The 14,598-nt window shown below is 44.1% G+C and carries 11 protein-coding genes; 10 read left to right on the top strand and 1 reads right to left on the bottom strand.

Going from position 1 to position 14,598, the window contains the following annotated elements:
* The first annotated feature begins 322 nt into the window (after nucleotides 1–322).
* Nucleotides 323–1,651 (top strand): cytochrome P450, encoded by a 1,329-nt coding sequence (locus NXR94_RS10150; RefSeq protein WP_258104516.1) that lies wholly within the window; start codon nucleotides 323–325, stop codon nucleotides 1,649–1,651.
* Here NXR94_RS10150 and NXR94_RS10145 read toward each other — a convergent pair.
* Complete coding sequence (locus tag NXR94_RS10145; protein ID WP_258104515.1) at nucleotides 1,648–2,004, bottom strand: DUF3088 domain-containing protein; 357 nt, start codon at nucleotides 2,002–2,004, stop codon at nucleotides 1,648–1,650. The genes NXR94_RS10150 and NXR94_RS10145 overlap by 4 nt on opposite strands.
* Before the next feature lie 284 nt (nucleotides 2,005–2,288).
* Between NXR94_RS10145 and NXR94_RS10140 the strand changes: the two genes are divergently transcribed.
* The 9 genes from NXR94_RS10140 to NXR94_RS10100 all read left to right on the top strand — a co-directional run bounded on the left by NXR94_RS10140 (nucleotide 2,289) and on the right by NXR94_RS10100 (nucleotide 14,339).
* Nucleotides 2,289–4,409, top strand: a complete 2,121-nt coding sequence (locus NXR94_RS10140; RefSeq protein WP_258104514.1) for a glycoside hydrolase family 97 protein — start codon at nucleotides 2,289–2,291, stop codon at nucleotides 4,407–4,409.
* Nucleotides 4,410–4,548: 139 nt separating this feature from the next.
* A complete protein-coding gene (locus NXR94_RS10135) occupies nucleotides 4,549–6,885 on the top strand; it encodes a tetratricopeptide repeat-containing sensor histidine kinase (protein WP_258104513.1) in 2,337 nt (778 codons plus the stop codon).
* Between the two features lie 155 nt (nucleotides 6,886–7,040).
* Nucleotides 7,041–7,682, top strand: coding sequence for an SPOR domain-containing protein (locus NXR94_RS10130; protein ID WP_258104512.1), 642 nt, complete (start codon nucleotides 7,041–7,043; stop codon nucleotides 7,680–7,682).
* Nucleotides 7,683–7,720: 38 nt separating this feature from the next.
* Nucleotides 7,721–8,473, top strand: coding sequence for a DUF3750 domain-containing protein (locus tag NXR94_RS10125; RefSeq protein WP_258104511.1), 753 nt, complete (start codon nucleotides 7,721–7,723; stop codon nucleotides 8,471–8,473).
* A 264-nt stretch (nucleotides 8,474–8,737) separates the two neighbouring features.
* Nucleotides 8,738–10,534, top strand: coding sequence for a patatin-like phospholipase family protein (locus tag NXR94_RS10120; RefSeq protein ID WP_258104510.1), 1,797 nt, complete (start codon nucleotides 8,738–8,740; stop codon nucleotides 10,532–10,534).
* A gap of 412 nt (nucleotides 10,535–10,946) precedes the next feature.
* Nucleotides 10,947–11,411: a hypothetical protein gene (locus NXR94_RS10115; protein WP_258104509.1), complete on the top strand. Its 465-nt coding sequence runs from the start codon at nucleotides 10,947–10,949 to the stop codon at nucleotides 11,409–11,411.
* A complete protein-coding gene (locus NXR94_RS10110; protein WP_258104508.1) occupies nucleotides 11,404–11,751 on the top strand; it encodes a hypothetical protein in 348 nt (115 codons plus the stop codon). Before NXR94_RS10115 ends, NXR94_RS10110 begins: the two co-directional genes overlap by 8 nt.
* A 108-nt stretch (nucleotides 11,752–11,859) precedes the next feature.
* Nucleotides 11,860–12,837 carry an oxidoreductase family protein gene (locus NXR94_RS10105; RefSeq protein ID WP_258104507.1) on the top strand — a complete coding sequence of 326 codons (978 nt, stop codon included), beginning with the start codon at nucleotides 11,860–11,862 and terminating at the stop codon, nucleotides 12,835–12,837.
* 635 nt (nucleotides 12,838–13,472) lie between these two features.
* The gene (locus tag NXR94_RS10100; protein WP_258104506.1) at nucleotides 13,473–14,339 is read left to right on the top strand and encodes a 3'(2'),5'-bisphosphate nucleotidase CysQ; all 867 of its coding nucleotides are present in this window, start codon (nucleotides 13,473–13,475) and stop codon (nucleotides 14,337–14,339) included.
* Nucleotides 14,340–14,598: the final 259 nt, after the last annotated feature.

Here is a 14,598-nt window from a genome sequence, read left to right as displayed (position 1 = left end):
AGTATGTTACCGTCTACTACCGCTAACTGATAACTGAAGACTGCCAATGAGACTCATCTTTCAACATTTGGATAGTTACTGGGGCAAGGAGATGTTGCTTGGCCATTGGCGTTGGCCTTTAGCTTTTAACTGATGACTGATAGCTGCCTACTGACAATGAGACTCTTCATCCTTCGCGAACTTCGGATTCAGAGTGACGTCTCGGAAGTATGTTACCGTCGACTAGTGCTAACTGAAAACTATGAACTGTGGACTGAAAACTGTTTACTGTTTACTGTTTGCTGATGACTGTTCACTGCTAACTGTCAACTATCTTCGCTCCATGCAAGCACCGAAAGCCTTCCCTGAGCACAATTCATTTCAAAACCTGAAGACCTTTAAGAAAGACCCACTGGCTTATATGAAAGCGGCGTCCGAGCGTCATGGTTCACCGGTGAACTTGCATCTGCCCATGGGTAAATTCGTATTGGTGAGCGATGCTGATCAGTTCAATGAAGTATTTCTCAAGGAGCGAGAGTACTATCAAAAGAGTAAAGGCTACAAAGAAATTGCATTGGTACTGGGAAATGGCCTACTGACCGCAGAAGGTGAGGAGTGGCATGAACAGCGTAAAGCACTACAACCCTCATTTCACAAAAATGAACTTAGAAAACTGCTTCCAGCCATATGGGAGACTGGTGCTGATTATATCACTAAGCTAGGGAAAGGAAACCTCCTTCGACTGGATACTGAGATGAGTGGCCTTACCATGACCATATTACTCAACTCCCTGATCAAATATCAGGATCAGGAAATGGTAGAGAAAATGGGCGAACATATCCTGTTTGGTCAGGATTTCATTGTGGATCGTATTCGCTCGCCATTCAAGTGGCCAGTTTGGGTGCCGACCAAAGCCAATCGTCGGTATCATAGCATGATGAAAGAGGCTGATTATCTGATTCAGCGTTGTGTGGATGACCGCAAAATGTTGACGAAAACAGACGTAAATGACTTACTCGGAGTATTGATGAAACAATATGATCCGGATAACCAGTTTTCGGAGATTCGTAATCAGATATTGACCTTTTTGGTGGCCGGTCATGAGACCTCAGCCATTGCGATGACCTGGACTTTGCATTTACTGGCGCACCATCCAGAAATTCAACAAAAGCTTTATGCGGAAATTGCTGAGATAGACGGGTTGGAAGACCTTGACCTGATGAATTTTACCGGATTGGAGTACACCCAAAAAGTAATTAAGGAATCATTGCGGTATTATCCTCCAATTTGGAATATTGTTCGGAAGGCGGTTAAAGAAAATGAGATCGGTGAGCATACAATTGTAGAAGATGAACAGGTGATGCTGAATATTTACCTGATGCATCACAATTCAACGTATTGGAAAAACCCCGAAGTTTTCGATCCGGAGCGTTTCGATAAAGAGGCTAGGGATGGATATCACAAGTTTCAATATCTGCCGTTTGGGGCGGGTGGACGATTCTGTATTGGAAATAATTTTGCTCTTTTCGAGATTATGATCCTGCTTATTCAGTTCGTGAAGAAATACGAAATCCGTCCAAAGTCACCAGAGCATGTTCCTTTCAATCCATTGCTGACCCTGAGACCGAAGGATGCGGTAGAAGTTGAATTAATGGAACGGGTAAAGGCTTAAGGATGTGGTAGTGCAATACCAAACTTATCTCCAAGATACTGCGCAATTCGGTATTTGGAATTAGTAAATAAAAGGTCGCCATGTCGGCTAAGGTCGTCGACCCTGACTTCCGTTTCAAGTTCGGCAGGAATTACGAGCACCGGACATCCCTGGTTTTCTTCCCCCAGTAGGTCCACAATCATTTTTCTAGGTCTTGGGAAATCCACATAGATGACTTCAAGCTTTTTTCTAAGTTCAGGATAGTAATGGAGGATACCCTCAATCATCGCACAATGCGGGCAATAATACACCTGGTTTTCCGGCTTGATTCGAGCATCCTGAAAGTTAGGGTTGAGTAGAAATAACCTGATCATTGTATTTCCAAGATACACAATTCCATTTTTTATATGACGTAGTAGGCTCTTTGAGGCTCATAACCTATCCCGGGTCATCCCCGGCTTGACCGGGAATTTTAGATCAAGAGGCTAAGACCAACGACATGATATTATTTACCTCAGCGCCACACAGTTGCACCACCAACAACAAATCAGTAAATTAGATACATAATGGTCGGCAATAGGCGACAACGGACTTATTAAAGGTTGAAGACTGGATAAAGGACTAATCCAAATGCTTGTAGCATCACAATCTGTGGCATATGAAAAACCTACTAACAAGTACGTATCCGCTAATTATCATTATAATCCTCTGGAGCTGTTCCCCGCCTCCTGAAAGAATAGGTGTAGCTTCCCCGAATGGTCGTGTGACCATTGATTTTATAATGAGTGAAACCGGCTCACCAGTGTACAGCGTGTCATTTGATGGAAAGCCTGTCATTCAACCCTCAGGAATGAGTTTTGAGTTTCATAACCAGCAGGCGCTAGGTTCAGATCTGGAACTCATTAGCGCCGAGAACTCCACTTTCTCCGAAACCTGGGAAATGCCATGGGGAGAGCAGCGAGTGGTAGAGAACAACTACAATCAACTGGATATTACCTTGAAGGAAAAGAAGACCCCAAATCGGTCATGGATCATCCGTTTCAAAGCTTACGATGATGGTATAGGGTTAAGATATGAATTCCCAACGCAGGAGGGAGTAGATACAGTCGTCATCATGAATGAGCTGACGGAGTTTAAGTTGGCGGGAGATCATACGGCCTATTGGCAACCGGGCGACTGGGATACTTACGAGCAGCTTTATCATCAGTCAAGGGTAACTGCCATTGACGCGACAAAATACCGCGATCACCCTGATTTAGCGCAAAGCTACATTCCTGAAAACGCGGTCAACACACCGGTCACGATGAAAACGGACGATGGGTTGTACCTAAGCTTTCATGAAGCTAACCTGACCAACTATGCGGGGATGACCCTAAAAGTGGACAAAGAACAATTAGCGCTTATTAGCAACCTGGTAGGCTCTGACAGACTGGGGTACAAAGTAAAAAGGGCGCTACCCTTTGAAACACCATGGAGAACCATCCAGATTAGTGAAACAGCAGGTGGTTTGATCGACTCCAAATTGATTGTGAACCTGAATGAGCCCAATAAACTGGGGAATATTAGCTGGTTTCAGCCAATGAAATACGTTGGTATCTGGTGGGAAATGCATCTTGGAAATTCCACATGGGATTATGAAGGGTCTCAAAGCATGAGCACCTTTGCAGAGGGTGGAAAAGAGGGTAGTGGTAGACATGGTGCCACCACCGAAAACGCTAAAAGATATATTGATTTTGCAACAAAAAATGGGATCAACGGACTTCTGGTAGAAGGATGGTACACCGGATGGGATCATTGGGTGGGATTTGAAGATCGCGAAGGGGTCTTCGATTTTGTGACCGAATATCCTGATTACGACATTGAAGAAGTTGTCCGATATGGAAACGAAAAAGGAGTAGAGCTCATCATGCATCACGAAACCTCTGCGGCCCCAAGAAGCTACGAGCAACAACTGGACACTGCCTACAGCCTCATGAAATCACTTGGAATTCACAGTGTGAAAACCGGATATGTTGGCAAGATCATTCCGAAAGGAGAGTACCACCATGGCCAATGGATGGTGAATCATTACCGCAAGGTGCTGGAGCACGCGGCCAGGTATCAGGTAGCAGTCAATGCACACGAACCCATCAAGGCAACAGGAATAAGGAGGACTTACCCTAACGCCATTGCCAGAGAAGGCCTGAGAGGGCAGGAGTGGAATGCCTGGGCTACAGATGGGGGTAATCCCCCTGAACATTTGCCATTCGTAGCCTTCACAAGGATGTTAGGCGGACCGATTGATTTTACCCCGGGAGTGTTCGAGCTCACGCTGAAACCAAAAGCCAACAACCAGATCAATACGACTTTAGCTCACCAGCTGGCACTTTATGTCGTCATCTATGGTCCTATACAAATGGCTTGTGACTTGCCCGAAAACTATGAAGATCACCCTGCTTTCCAGTTTATTCGAGATGTAGGCGTGAACTGGGAAAAGTCCATCACCCTGGATGGAGAACCCGGTGATTTTGTGACTATTGCCCGCGAAGAGCGTGAAACCGGCAACTGGTTTATCGGAAGTATCACCGATGAAATTGCGCGTGTGATTACCATCAATTATGACTTTCTCCCCCAAGGGAAAGCATTCAATGCAACAATATATAAAGATGGCAAAGAAGCTTACTACAAAGATAATCCAGGTGACTATCTGATGGAAACAGACACCATTTCTAACGGAGAAACACGAACCTACCGACTGGCTCGTGGAGGCGGCTTAGCGATCAGTTTGATGGGGGAATGAGAGGAAAGGGTGAAGAACGGAGATGCAGACATATTATAGGACTGAAAACTGATAACCATTTGCCTTTTGCAGTTGGCTTTAGCCATTAGCTGTTAACTGTCACCCGAAACTATTCACTATTCACTGATAACTCACATGAATGTCTAAAAAGGATAGGGAATTCGGTAAAATCACTCCCTTTTTTTGTCTAGATTTATTCGACTATTATGCCTCCTGTAGAATGATATTAAATCAGGTTCCCAGAATATTTATAGCTACAATTATATCCTTGCTTTGTATCAAGGCTTTTGCGCAACCCTCAGAAATAGACAGCTTAAAAGAGCTACTAACACAACATACCACGACAGATACGATCAGGATTTCCTACCTAAATTCCCTTGCTGAGCAATTAAAAAATATTGATTTAGAGCAATCGATTAAACATGCCCGGGAAGCGGAAAGTCTTTCATCAAGTATCGGGTATGCACGAGGGGAGATGTTCAGCCAAATTGTTATGGCTCATTACTACAAAAAAAAATCTGATTGGCCGAACACCCTGAGATTCCTTGAAGAGGCATTGAACACGGCATCAAACCTGAATGACAAGACTGCACTTTTCGAATGTAACAGCCAGCTAGGCGTTATTTATGAATTCAAAGGACAATACGATACCTCGTTGCACTATTATAAGAAAGCACTTAAAATAGCTGAAGATGTTGGAGATAAATCCGGGGTTTCCGAATGCTATAATAACCTCGGAATCATCAGCAGATTTCAAGGAAACAATCCGGGAGCGTTAGAGTATTATCAGAAGTCTTTAGAGATAGCCATGCAGATAGAGGACCAGGAAGGCATTTCGGTGTCCTACAATAATATTGGTATCATTTATTACTACATGGAGGATTATCCAAATGCCCTGGAGTACTATCAAAAATCTCTCAATCTAGACATAGAACGCGATGATCAATCCGGGGTTTCGAAATGCTACAATAATATCGCCATTATATTAAACAAACAGGGGAAATTCGACGAAGCACTGTCATATTATCAGAAGTCTCTGAATATTAAAAAGGAGTTGGATGATAAAATGGGAATGGCACATTCTTATATGAATATTGCAGATAATTACTATTCTCAGGGAAGCTTTTCAGAGGCCCTGGAATACTTCCAAAAATCATTGGAGCTGTCAGAAAGCATTGAATTTCAAAGCAATATAGTTGGAAGTTACATTGGCCTCGCAAAAACCCACTATCAATTGGGACAATACGAAATGGCTACCGCTTTTGGTGAAAGGGGATATTCCCTGGCATCAGAATTAGGAAAAATGGAATATTTGAAGGATGGAGCTGAGGTATTGTCCAATGTATATTTTAGTACAGGCCAATACAAAAAAGCATATAGCTATCAGGTGGAATTTAAGAATAGAAGTGACCAACTACTGAATAAGGAGAATATCAAAAAAATCACCAATCTGGAGGCCCAATTTCAATTTGAAAAAGAAAGGCAACAGATCGTGTATGAACAAAAGAAACAGAGCGAAATACAAACCGCTGAAGTAGCTAATCAAAAAACCATTCGCAATTTGTTTGTGGTAGGATTTATGCTCGCAGTGGTTGCACTTACTGTGGTAATCAAAAGTTTCTATGAGAAGCGTAAGGCTCTAAAGTTACTCGCTGAAAAGAACCAAATCATTGAGCAGTCCAATGTTGAGTTGGAAAATAAAAATGATGAACTGGAAATAGCATTTCGTGAAGTGAGATTACAAAAAGAGGAAATTGAAAAAATCAATGCTAGTCTGACAAAAGCAAATGAAACAAAAGTAAAGTTCTTAAAAATTATTTCTCATGATCTAAGGAGTCCAATCACGAGTTGGGTAGGGCTTGTTCACCTGTTGAAACAGAGCCATCTTGAAAATGAGGATATGGATGATCTGATTGTGTTAATTGAAAAGAACGCCAATGGAGTACTAAAATTAGTAGATAACCTACTTGAATGGGCCTGGGCACAATCCGAAAGCACTCCTTTTTATCCGGAAAACCTGGAAGTAAAGAATTTATTCAGGGATGTTTTATCAGATTTGGAAAGTTCCGCTACTAACAAGCAAATAAACCTTACGACTGAAGACCCGAATAGCACCACCATCTATGGGGACAAGAATATGATTAGGTCTGTGATAAGAAATCTGGTATCTAATGGTATAAAATTTACAAATAAAGGTGGCTCAGTTGCGATAACTGCCAAAAGCGAAAATAAATCGACCGTTATTTCTGTGCGGGACACCGGAATAGGTATGAGTAAAAAATCTTTAGATGAGCTTTTCAATGACGAAAAAACCGTGAGTACACCCGGAACCAATGATGAAATGGGAACAGGATTTGGGTTTATGATATGCAAGGAATTCATCCAAAAACACAATGGTAAAATCTGGGCCGAAAGTGAAGAAGGTATCGGAACTACATTTAAGTTCTCTCTGCCTGATCAATCTACAGCAGCGTAATCCCGAATACACAATACCCGAAAGCTGATCAATAAGCGCTGAAGGGCCAAGTTTGTACGGAAACTACTATATTACGGTTAGTGGATTTAGGAGTACATCTTTATGATGTTGAAAGACTCTTTTCTTTTTAATAAAACTAAAAACGAACTAATCCAATGAGCGAAGATTCTATCAACGTAGGCAAAATAATAGGCATCATTCTTATCGTGGTATTGGTACTGGGCGGGGGAGCCGGCGGGTATTATTGGTTTGTATACAAGCCAGCGCAGGAAGCAAAAGAAATAGCACGCTACCAGCAAATCGCCAAGGAAGAGGAAGAGAAAAAAGCCAAGGAGCTGGCCGAACAGAATAATGCAAAATACGAAGAACTTATAGCAGATGCCGATGCAGCATTTGAGCAGGAGGATTGGGAAACAGCACAGTCTCTTTACAGCGAGGCGTCGGCGATATTGCCGGATAAAAAATATGCACAGGATCAATTAGCACTGGTCAATGACAAGCTGAGTGAAAAGACCGCCCTCGAAGAAAAGCGAGCAGCAGGCATAGTTGAAACCATCTCTTCCCGTACAGGGCGGTACTACGTGATTGTTTCCAGCAGTATCGATGATGACCTGGCGATGGATTACGCCAAGAAACTGGCTCAGGAGGGTAACTATGTAAAAATCATTGAGCACAATACCGATAAGCTCACCTATTTCCGGGTAGCAGTAGCAGATTATGAAACCAATGAAGACGCAGAAAACGCTTCGAGCACATTTAGTTCCTATGGTGAAGGCATCTGGGTGTTGAGGTATTGAGATCATCAGGTTTTCTTGCGGCAAAACAATTAAGAAATATGCTTCGCGCCATTCTCTATTTTTTTTGTTTTGTTCTCTTATGTACAATATCAGGTTCTGCTCTTCGTGCCATTCAAGACCAAGAAGTTCCGGGTCCCATAAACCAGTCAGATCCTCAGTGGGTTGAAGATAGCTATGGGTATGCGCCTCACCCTGCCGATTATCATGATGCGGTGGTGCAGGTATATAGTGCTCGAACCAGGGGTATCAAAAAAGCCGTAGCCGTTCATACATGGATTGCTTTTAAGAAGAAGGGGGCGAGCCAGTACATGGTGGCCCAAATATTTGGGTGGAGGTTGGAGCGAAGAGGTACGGCATTGATTTATGAGCCTCGTGTACCGGACAGAGCATGGGCAGGGAATCCTCCGCAACTGATTATTGATTTGAGGGGAGATGACGCCGGCATTGTGATTCAAAAAGTAGAAGACGCTATTGAAAATTATCCGTGGAAGGATGTCTATACGGTTTGGCCCGGCCCTAATAGTAATACATTCATAGCATGGCTAGGCCTGCAGGTTCCGGAACTCAGACTGGATTTACCGGCAACGGCAATCGGGAAGGACTGGCGCCCAATTGCTGATAGTTTTGGTCCGGCTGCAAGCGGAACGGGTATCCAATTTTCTCTTTATGGCCTATTGGGGCTTACCGCGGCATATGAAGAAGGGATAGAAATCAATATCCTTGGTCTCAATACAGAATTGGACCTATTTGATCTGAAAGCCGAACTTCCTGGTATTGGGAGGCTATGGTAGTTCAAGTGTCCATGCCTTTTATTTTATTGAAAGGCGTTTGCAAGAGACAAACAACGCCTAGAGTTTAGGAGATAGATCACCAACAGCACGCGTTCCCTTTATTACTCCCTAAATGTCATTCCCTAACGAATCAACCTTGTCGGACCTATAATTGATTTCCTCTTAACTGATGTCGTCATCTGAAAATTATTTGTAACGGGTTAAGACATCAACAGAAAAAATCACTTACTTTCGACGCAGATTTTACGAAGTCAATCACCTTAAATGAAAAATAGTATAAACTATACCGTTTACCTACTATGGATCTCAATGACGATCCTTGTCGCAATGAGTTGTAAAACCGCCATTGTGGTCAATGCAGAGATCAAGGATAGTCCCATACCATCGGTATCTCTGGATAAGTATGCCGATGTTCAAAAAAGACAGAGCGCGGTATACCAGGACTCCAGCCTGGCCCTTGGCCTGACCATCTCCGGTGGTGGTTCACGGGCAGAATATTATGGACTGGGAGTGCTCATGGGCCTCAATGACCTTGCCCTGGAACAGGGTCCAATAGTGAAGGCCCGCAATTCGGCCACCCGAAGAAATTTCCTGAATGATGTCGATTACTTTTCTACCGTTTCCGGGGGCGGGTTTGCAGCGGGATATTACCTGGGAGCACGAAAAAACGGCTTGATTGTGCCTGGTCAGAGCTTGCGTGATTTCTGGCTCTCGCAAAACACAGTATACAAATCAAATATTCCTTATAATGCCAAGGTTGGGAACCTGCTGTTTAAATACAAGCGCTATGAAAAAGACAAGAAACGTCCGAGCTTCCCCGACATGGTTGACCGACAAATATTGCAAAAGGGCAACAAGGATTTAAACAACAACACCATTGGTTCATTACATCTGAATGATTTCTTTGCTCAGGAAGGGAAGGAGGCCACCATGCCCATGTTTGTGGCTAATGGTACCATCTACAATAATTCCGAACGGATTCCTTTCATGCCGCATATCATCAGCGGGCTTAATGTCGAGTCTTCCGAAATGCCCAGGCAAAACCTAAGTGGCGACCCATTCAACGACGGGTACTCGCTGCCCCTAAAGTATGCCATTGCTGCGAGTTCGGGTTTCCCGGGGCTGGTACCACAGGTAAAACTAAAGGTGAACCATGAGCACTACCCAGGGGATGATAGTGATTATTACATCCGGATTATTGATGGAGGTGTCGTCGATAACCTCGGTTTCACCACGTTAATCGAGTTGCTTAAGAACGATCAGACAGTACAAAATGAAAACAAGCGAGCCTTGATCATAGACTGCTCGGGAGAGGGGTTGGTGGAACGTTTCGCTCCTAACAAACTGAGTCAGGTTGACCTGTTAAAGCATTCATTGATGTTCACCTTGCAATCCAAGTACGCTACGTTTGAAACAGATATCGAAAATGAAATGCAGGCGGCCAATATCCCTAACACGCCTGAGAAAAAGAACTACCTAAAAATTGGAATTACAGATTTGCGGGAAGTAGCGCAACGTACAAAGGATTCGGCTGATTCATTAGCGGATGAAGTAAAAGCCATCACCACCCAGATAAAAACGATCAACAACAAGTGGTTGAAAGGTCGCTATGAAGATGAACTGGAACGCTTAAACAAAAGCATGGATTCGTTGAAGACCCAGGGCGTGTATAGCGATGCCACTCTGAAATCCTTTCAAATTCTTGATTCTCTACGAGAAGATGCAGGGATCAGAATGACTAAAAAGCAAAAGAAAAAGCGGTGGGATAAATTCTTCGACAAGTTTGAGCTGATGCTGATGCAGCGGATCAAAGATTACAACCTCGTGCTTGACAGCTATCCGGGAAGTCATCATCAAATGGACCTGTTGAAAACCTCTGATTTTTCACGGTTTTCTGAAACAAACGACAAGGCCCTGTTGCTGCTGTTGTACGAGCTGGCTTCACAAGTGGATACCAATGTAGAGATCCCTTCCACGAAGGAACGATCCATTTTGATCCTGGCAGGTAGGTATACCGTGTTTATGAGACGTGCTGACATCCTGAAGCTCTCTGCGCTTTAGGACGAAATACTGGAATATCGGATTGGGGACCAAACCATCTCAGTACGGCATTCCAGACCTGATCACAGCAGGCGTCATCCTGGAGCACAGCCAAGGATCTCTTTGATCGGGTCGCGTAGACCGGGTCGCGTAGACCGGGTCGCGTAGATCGGGTCGCGTAGACCGGGTCACGTAGACGCCTTGCCCAAATCCCCCTACGCCAATCCCCAATCAACCCTCCCCAACGTCATTCCCGGCTTGACCGGGAATCTGCTACATAACATAACGGATCAATCGCATTAGACCAACCCCAATCTCAATAAGGTGCTATTTTCTCTTGCAATTATCCTTCAGTTGTTCGTAAAATACCGCAAAGTGGGTATTGTTTCTCCTCCGTTATATGTGGAAATTCCATGAAATCAAAAAACATATCATGTCAACACTTTCTATCACATTCACTAACTACTCCGGAATCGAGTTGTATCGAGACTACTGGAGCTATGTAATGGAAACCGGTTTCTCTGGTCTCACAACGTCGCCATCTACTACACTCAACGCAATGAGTGGTCAAACGAGCATTTCAACAGATCAAATCTTATCAGAATTGGATCAGGGACCTTTAGAATTGTCTTGTTGCTGGCGGACACCCTCAGGACAAAGGTTCGGTGTCAAGGTTCATGCTAACTTTCAAATGTTTGGCATTGGGCCAAGACCTGAATGGTATGTGATGAGCGACAATAAGGCACCTGGTACTGCTCCATCATGGAAGGAGTCAGGCAGTGACCCGGCATCGCCATATAACTGGAGTGGGATTTCAATCAAGGTTGTTGCAACGCCAACATCCACCCACATGACGCTACAAATTCAAGTTCAAATTGACGACTTAAAAAATGCCTAATCTACTTATTAAATACAGCTACGGAAATTGGTATGCATTCCTTTCTAACAGCACAAAAACATACAGATTTGCTGGAGCGAATGCCGAAGCCCAGATTGTACGAGTTCGTCAACTACAAAACGCCATGACCGAGGGAAGTGAGCAGGTAATTGGCGAAATGAGAAATGTCTTCGCCGAGGAGTCCGTTCCGGAAGGTGAAGAAGCTGCGGTTGCCGAGCAACTATTTGGTACGACCACCGAATTATACTTCGAGGGTTCATTGGTTTATGAGGCAACAGAGGGTGTTGAGCTTATGACAGAAATTGTAGAAGCGGGAGAGGCCCTGGCCGCCTTCGTTTGATGACTAACCATTAAACTATCATGGCAAAATCCCCAGGTTTCTGGGGATTTTTTTGATTATCGGGCTCTCGTACATAATTGCACCATAATCCTATACTTTTGGCCCCTCATGATCAATTTGACAGAACAGGTACTCGCCATAACTCAGGCTTCTGCCATCACGGCTACAGAGGTCGTTCAGTCGTTGTGGAGTGGCTATGGCCAAATCAAAAGGTGTCACCTGAAAGGTGGGAAGTACCCCAGTGTGATTGTCAAGCATATTCAAGGGCCGAACAAAAGCCATCACCCACGAGGCTGGAATACGACTATTTCAGACGAACGAAAACGCAAGTCATACCAGGTGGAACAGCATTGGTACGAAACGCTCGCGAAACAAACCAATAAGCATTGTCGGGTGCCCAATATCCTGAAATCGGTAGAACTGGATTCCGAAATCCTGCTGATCATGGAAGACCTGGATGCCAGTGGATATCGGATCAGGCTACAGCATGGGGGTGTTTCCCTCAATCAGGTGAAGGCCTGCCTGAGCTGGCTGGCTCAATTTCATGCCCAATTTATGCAGACAGAGGGTGAAGGGTTATGGCCCATCGGAACCTATTGGCACCTGGATACCCGTCCGGATGAATGGAATCGTATGACAAATAATAAGTTAAAAAAGGCAGCTAAGGCCATTGATGGCCAACTCAATAGTGCCCGGTTTCAGACTCTGGTTCATGGAGATGCCAAGCTCGCCAACTTCTGTTTTAAGTCATCAGGTGAAGTCGCAGCGGTGGATTTTCAATACGTCGGTAGGGGTTGTGGAATAAAGGATGTGGCCTATTTTATCAGTAGCTGCTTGGACGATGAGGAGTGTGGAAAGCATGAAGAAGAGCTATTAAAGCATTACTTTAAGACACTTCAACAAGCCTTAAATAATGATGCTGTCTTTCAGGAAGTTAAGAAAGAATGGGCTGAGCTTTATGCCTATGCCTGGGCAGATTTTTATCGGTTTCTGGATGGTTGGGGCCCTGGACACTGGAAGATGCATGGGTATAGTGAACAACTCACCCAGCGGGTCCTTGATGAATTGAAAGAACGTAAAAAATGAGAAAATGTATCGGTTTTCGATCGGCCTTGAATGCCCCCCGCACTACCATTTGAATGTAGTTTTGAGATTGAATAGGCAGTTAAAATCATTGTAAGAAATTTATTTTATTAGTGGCCTGAAGGCTTTTGCGTTAAGAATTTTCATGGCTTGAATCATTCAGATTGGCCATACTGTCTGAGCGAAGCGAGTTGATGGCCATTGAAGAAACACCAGGAAAATTCAGCAAAAGCATTCCAGTCTTGATTTCTTTGCATACTTTCTGCATCAAGGCAGAAAGTATGAGCCCACCCGGCTTGAGGATTTATACTAAACAAATGAAAGACTGAGTAAATCTAAGGGCTTTGTGATTTGCAAAGTGGCCATGGATGGATTTGGACAAGAAATTCTGGTTTTGAAACTTAATATTGAATCCGATGTGCGAGCTACTATGTTGACCTGAAGGCTTTTGCGTTAAGAATTTTCATGGCTTGAATCATTCAGATTGGCCATACTGTCTGAGCGAAGCGAGTTGATGGCCATTGAAGAAACACCAGGAAAATTCAGCAAAAGCATTCCAGTCTTGATTTCTTTGCATACTTTCTGCATCAAGGCAGAAAGTATGAGCCCACCCGGCTTGAGGATATAAATCATTCCTAATGACAAAACTCAATAACGACACCCTACATAAACTAAAGCAAGAAGCAAAACACGCAGCCATTACCGCAGGCCAATACATCCAATCCCAATTTGACGAACAATACATCAAGCAAAGCAAAGTAGGTGGCGACTCACTGGCTTCTCAGGTGGTCACAGAGGTAGATCTCAAGGCCCAGGAAATCATTCTCGATGGGCTGCAAAATTCCATGCAAACCTATGATCTGGGATTACTCACAGAAGAGTTGGTGGATGATGGATCAAGGCTAGAAAAGAGTCATTTCTGGTGCATCGATCCCATGGATGGCACACTGCCATTTACCGAACACCGAACCGGTTATGCCGTGTCCATCGCTTTGATTTCCCGGGCAGGAGATCCCGTCATTGGAGTAGTCTATATTCCCGACCTGGAGAGGTGCTATACAGCCATAAAAGGAGGGGGAGTCATGGTGAATGACGACCCTTTCATCCGTGAATCTTCACCTGGTGAAACGCTTCATTTCTACATGGATAGTAGCTTTTTATCTGAGCCTTACTATGACAAGGTGAAGGCACACTTTGATCAGTTAGACAGAGCAGTTGAGTATCATTCCAGTTTGGGAGGCGTTCGAAATGCCATTAGCGTGATGTCGTCCGGTAGTGGGTGCTATTTCAAGTTTCCAAAGCCACGCAAAGGCTGTGGCAGTATTTGGGACTACGCTGCTACCGGGTTGTTCTTTGAAGAACTGGGACTGCATGTAACTGATTCAAATGGAAACAGGCTACACCTCAACAATCCTGAAACCACCTTCATGAACCATGGAGGCGTGCTCTTCGCCACTGATCAGCAGATCGCGGCGTTCATTATGGGATTGAGGGAGAAGGTTTGACGACTCCTGAATCAATCCTAGAACGTCATCCCGACTCACAAATGGCGTCATTCCCGAATAACAATAGGCGTCATCCTGGAGCACAGCGAAAGATCTCTTTGATCGGGTCGCGCAGATCGGGTCGCGTAGATCTGTAACCTCCCCATTATTAGGACTGGGATCAAATAGACTAATTCTCTAAATATTTACAAAATTCATTCTGGTAGTTTTCATTCTTAGTTTGGTATTTCAGATACTGAACGGGAGAAAGTTTGCTCAG

The sequence above is a fragment of the Marinoscillum sp. MHG1-6 genome, assembly GCF_024714475.1.
Classification (GTDB): Bacteria; Bacteroidota; Bacteroidia; order Cytophagales; family Cyclobacteriaceae; genus JAMZMI01.
This window is presented reverse-complemented; position numbering and strand designations above follow the sequence as displayed.

What these genes read in the sequence shown, in the direction of transcription:
- NXR94_RS10150 (WP_258104516.1), top strand. Translation starts at nt 323, where the DNA reads ATGCAAGCACCGAAAGCCTTCCCTGAGCACAATTCATTTCAAAACCTG.
- NXR94_RS10140 (WP_258104514.1), top strand. Translation starts at nt 2,289, where the DNA reads ATGAAAAACCTACTAACAAGTACGTATCCGCTAATTATCATTATAATC.
- NXR94_RS10120 (WP_258104510.1), top strand. Translation starts at nt 8,738, where the DNA reads ATGAAAAATAGTATAAACTATACCGTTTACCTACTATGGATCTCAATG.
- NXR94_RS10115 (WP_258104509.1), top strand. Translation starts at nt 10,947, where the DNA reads ATGTCAACACTTTCTATCACATTCACTAACTACTCCGGAATCGAGTTG.
- NXR94_RS10135 (WP_258104513.1), top strand. Translation starts at nt 4,549, where the DNA reads ATGTCTAAAAAGGATAGGGAATTCGGTAAAATCACTCCCTTTTTTTGT.
- NXR94_RS10125 (WP_258104511.1), top strand. Translation starts at nt 7,721, where the DNA reads ATGCTTCGCGCCATTCTCTATTTTTTTTGTTTTGTTCTCTTATGTACA.
- NXR94_RS10110 (WP_258104508.1), top strand. Translation starts at nt 11,404, where the DNA reads ATGCCTAATCTACTTATTAAATACAGCTACGGAAATTGGTATGCATTC.
- NXR94_RS10145 (WP_258104515.1), bottom strand. Translation starts at nt 2,004, where the DNA reads ATGATCAGGTTATTTCTACTCAACCCTAACTTTCAGGATGCTCGAATC.
- NXR94_RS10100 (WP_258104506.1), top strand. Translation starts at nt 13,473, where the DNA reads ATGACAAAACTCAATAACGACACCCTACATAAACTAAAGCAAGAAGCA.
- NXR94_RS10130 (WP_258104512.1), top strand. Translation starts at nt 7,041, where the DNA reads ATGAGCGAAGATTCTATCAACGTAGGCAAAATAATAGGCATCATTCTT.
- NXR94_RS10105 (WP_258104507.1), top strand. Translation starts at nt 11,860, where the DNA reads ATGATCAATTTGACAGAACAGGTACTCGCCATAACTCAGGCTTCTGCC.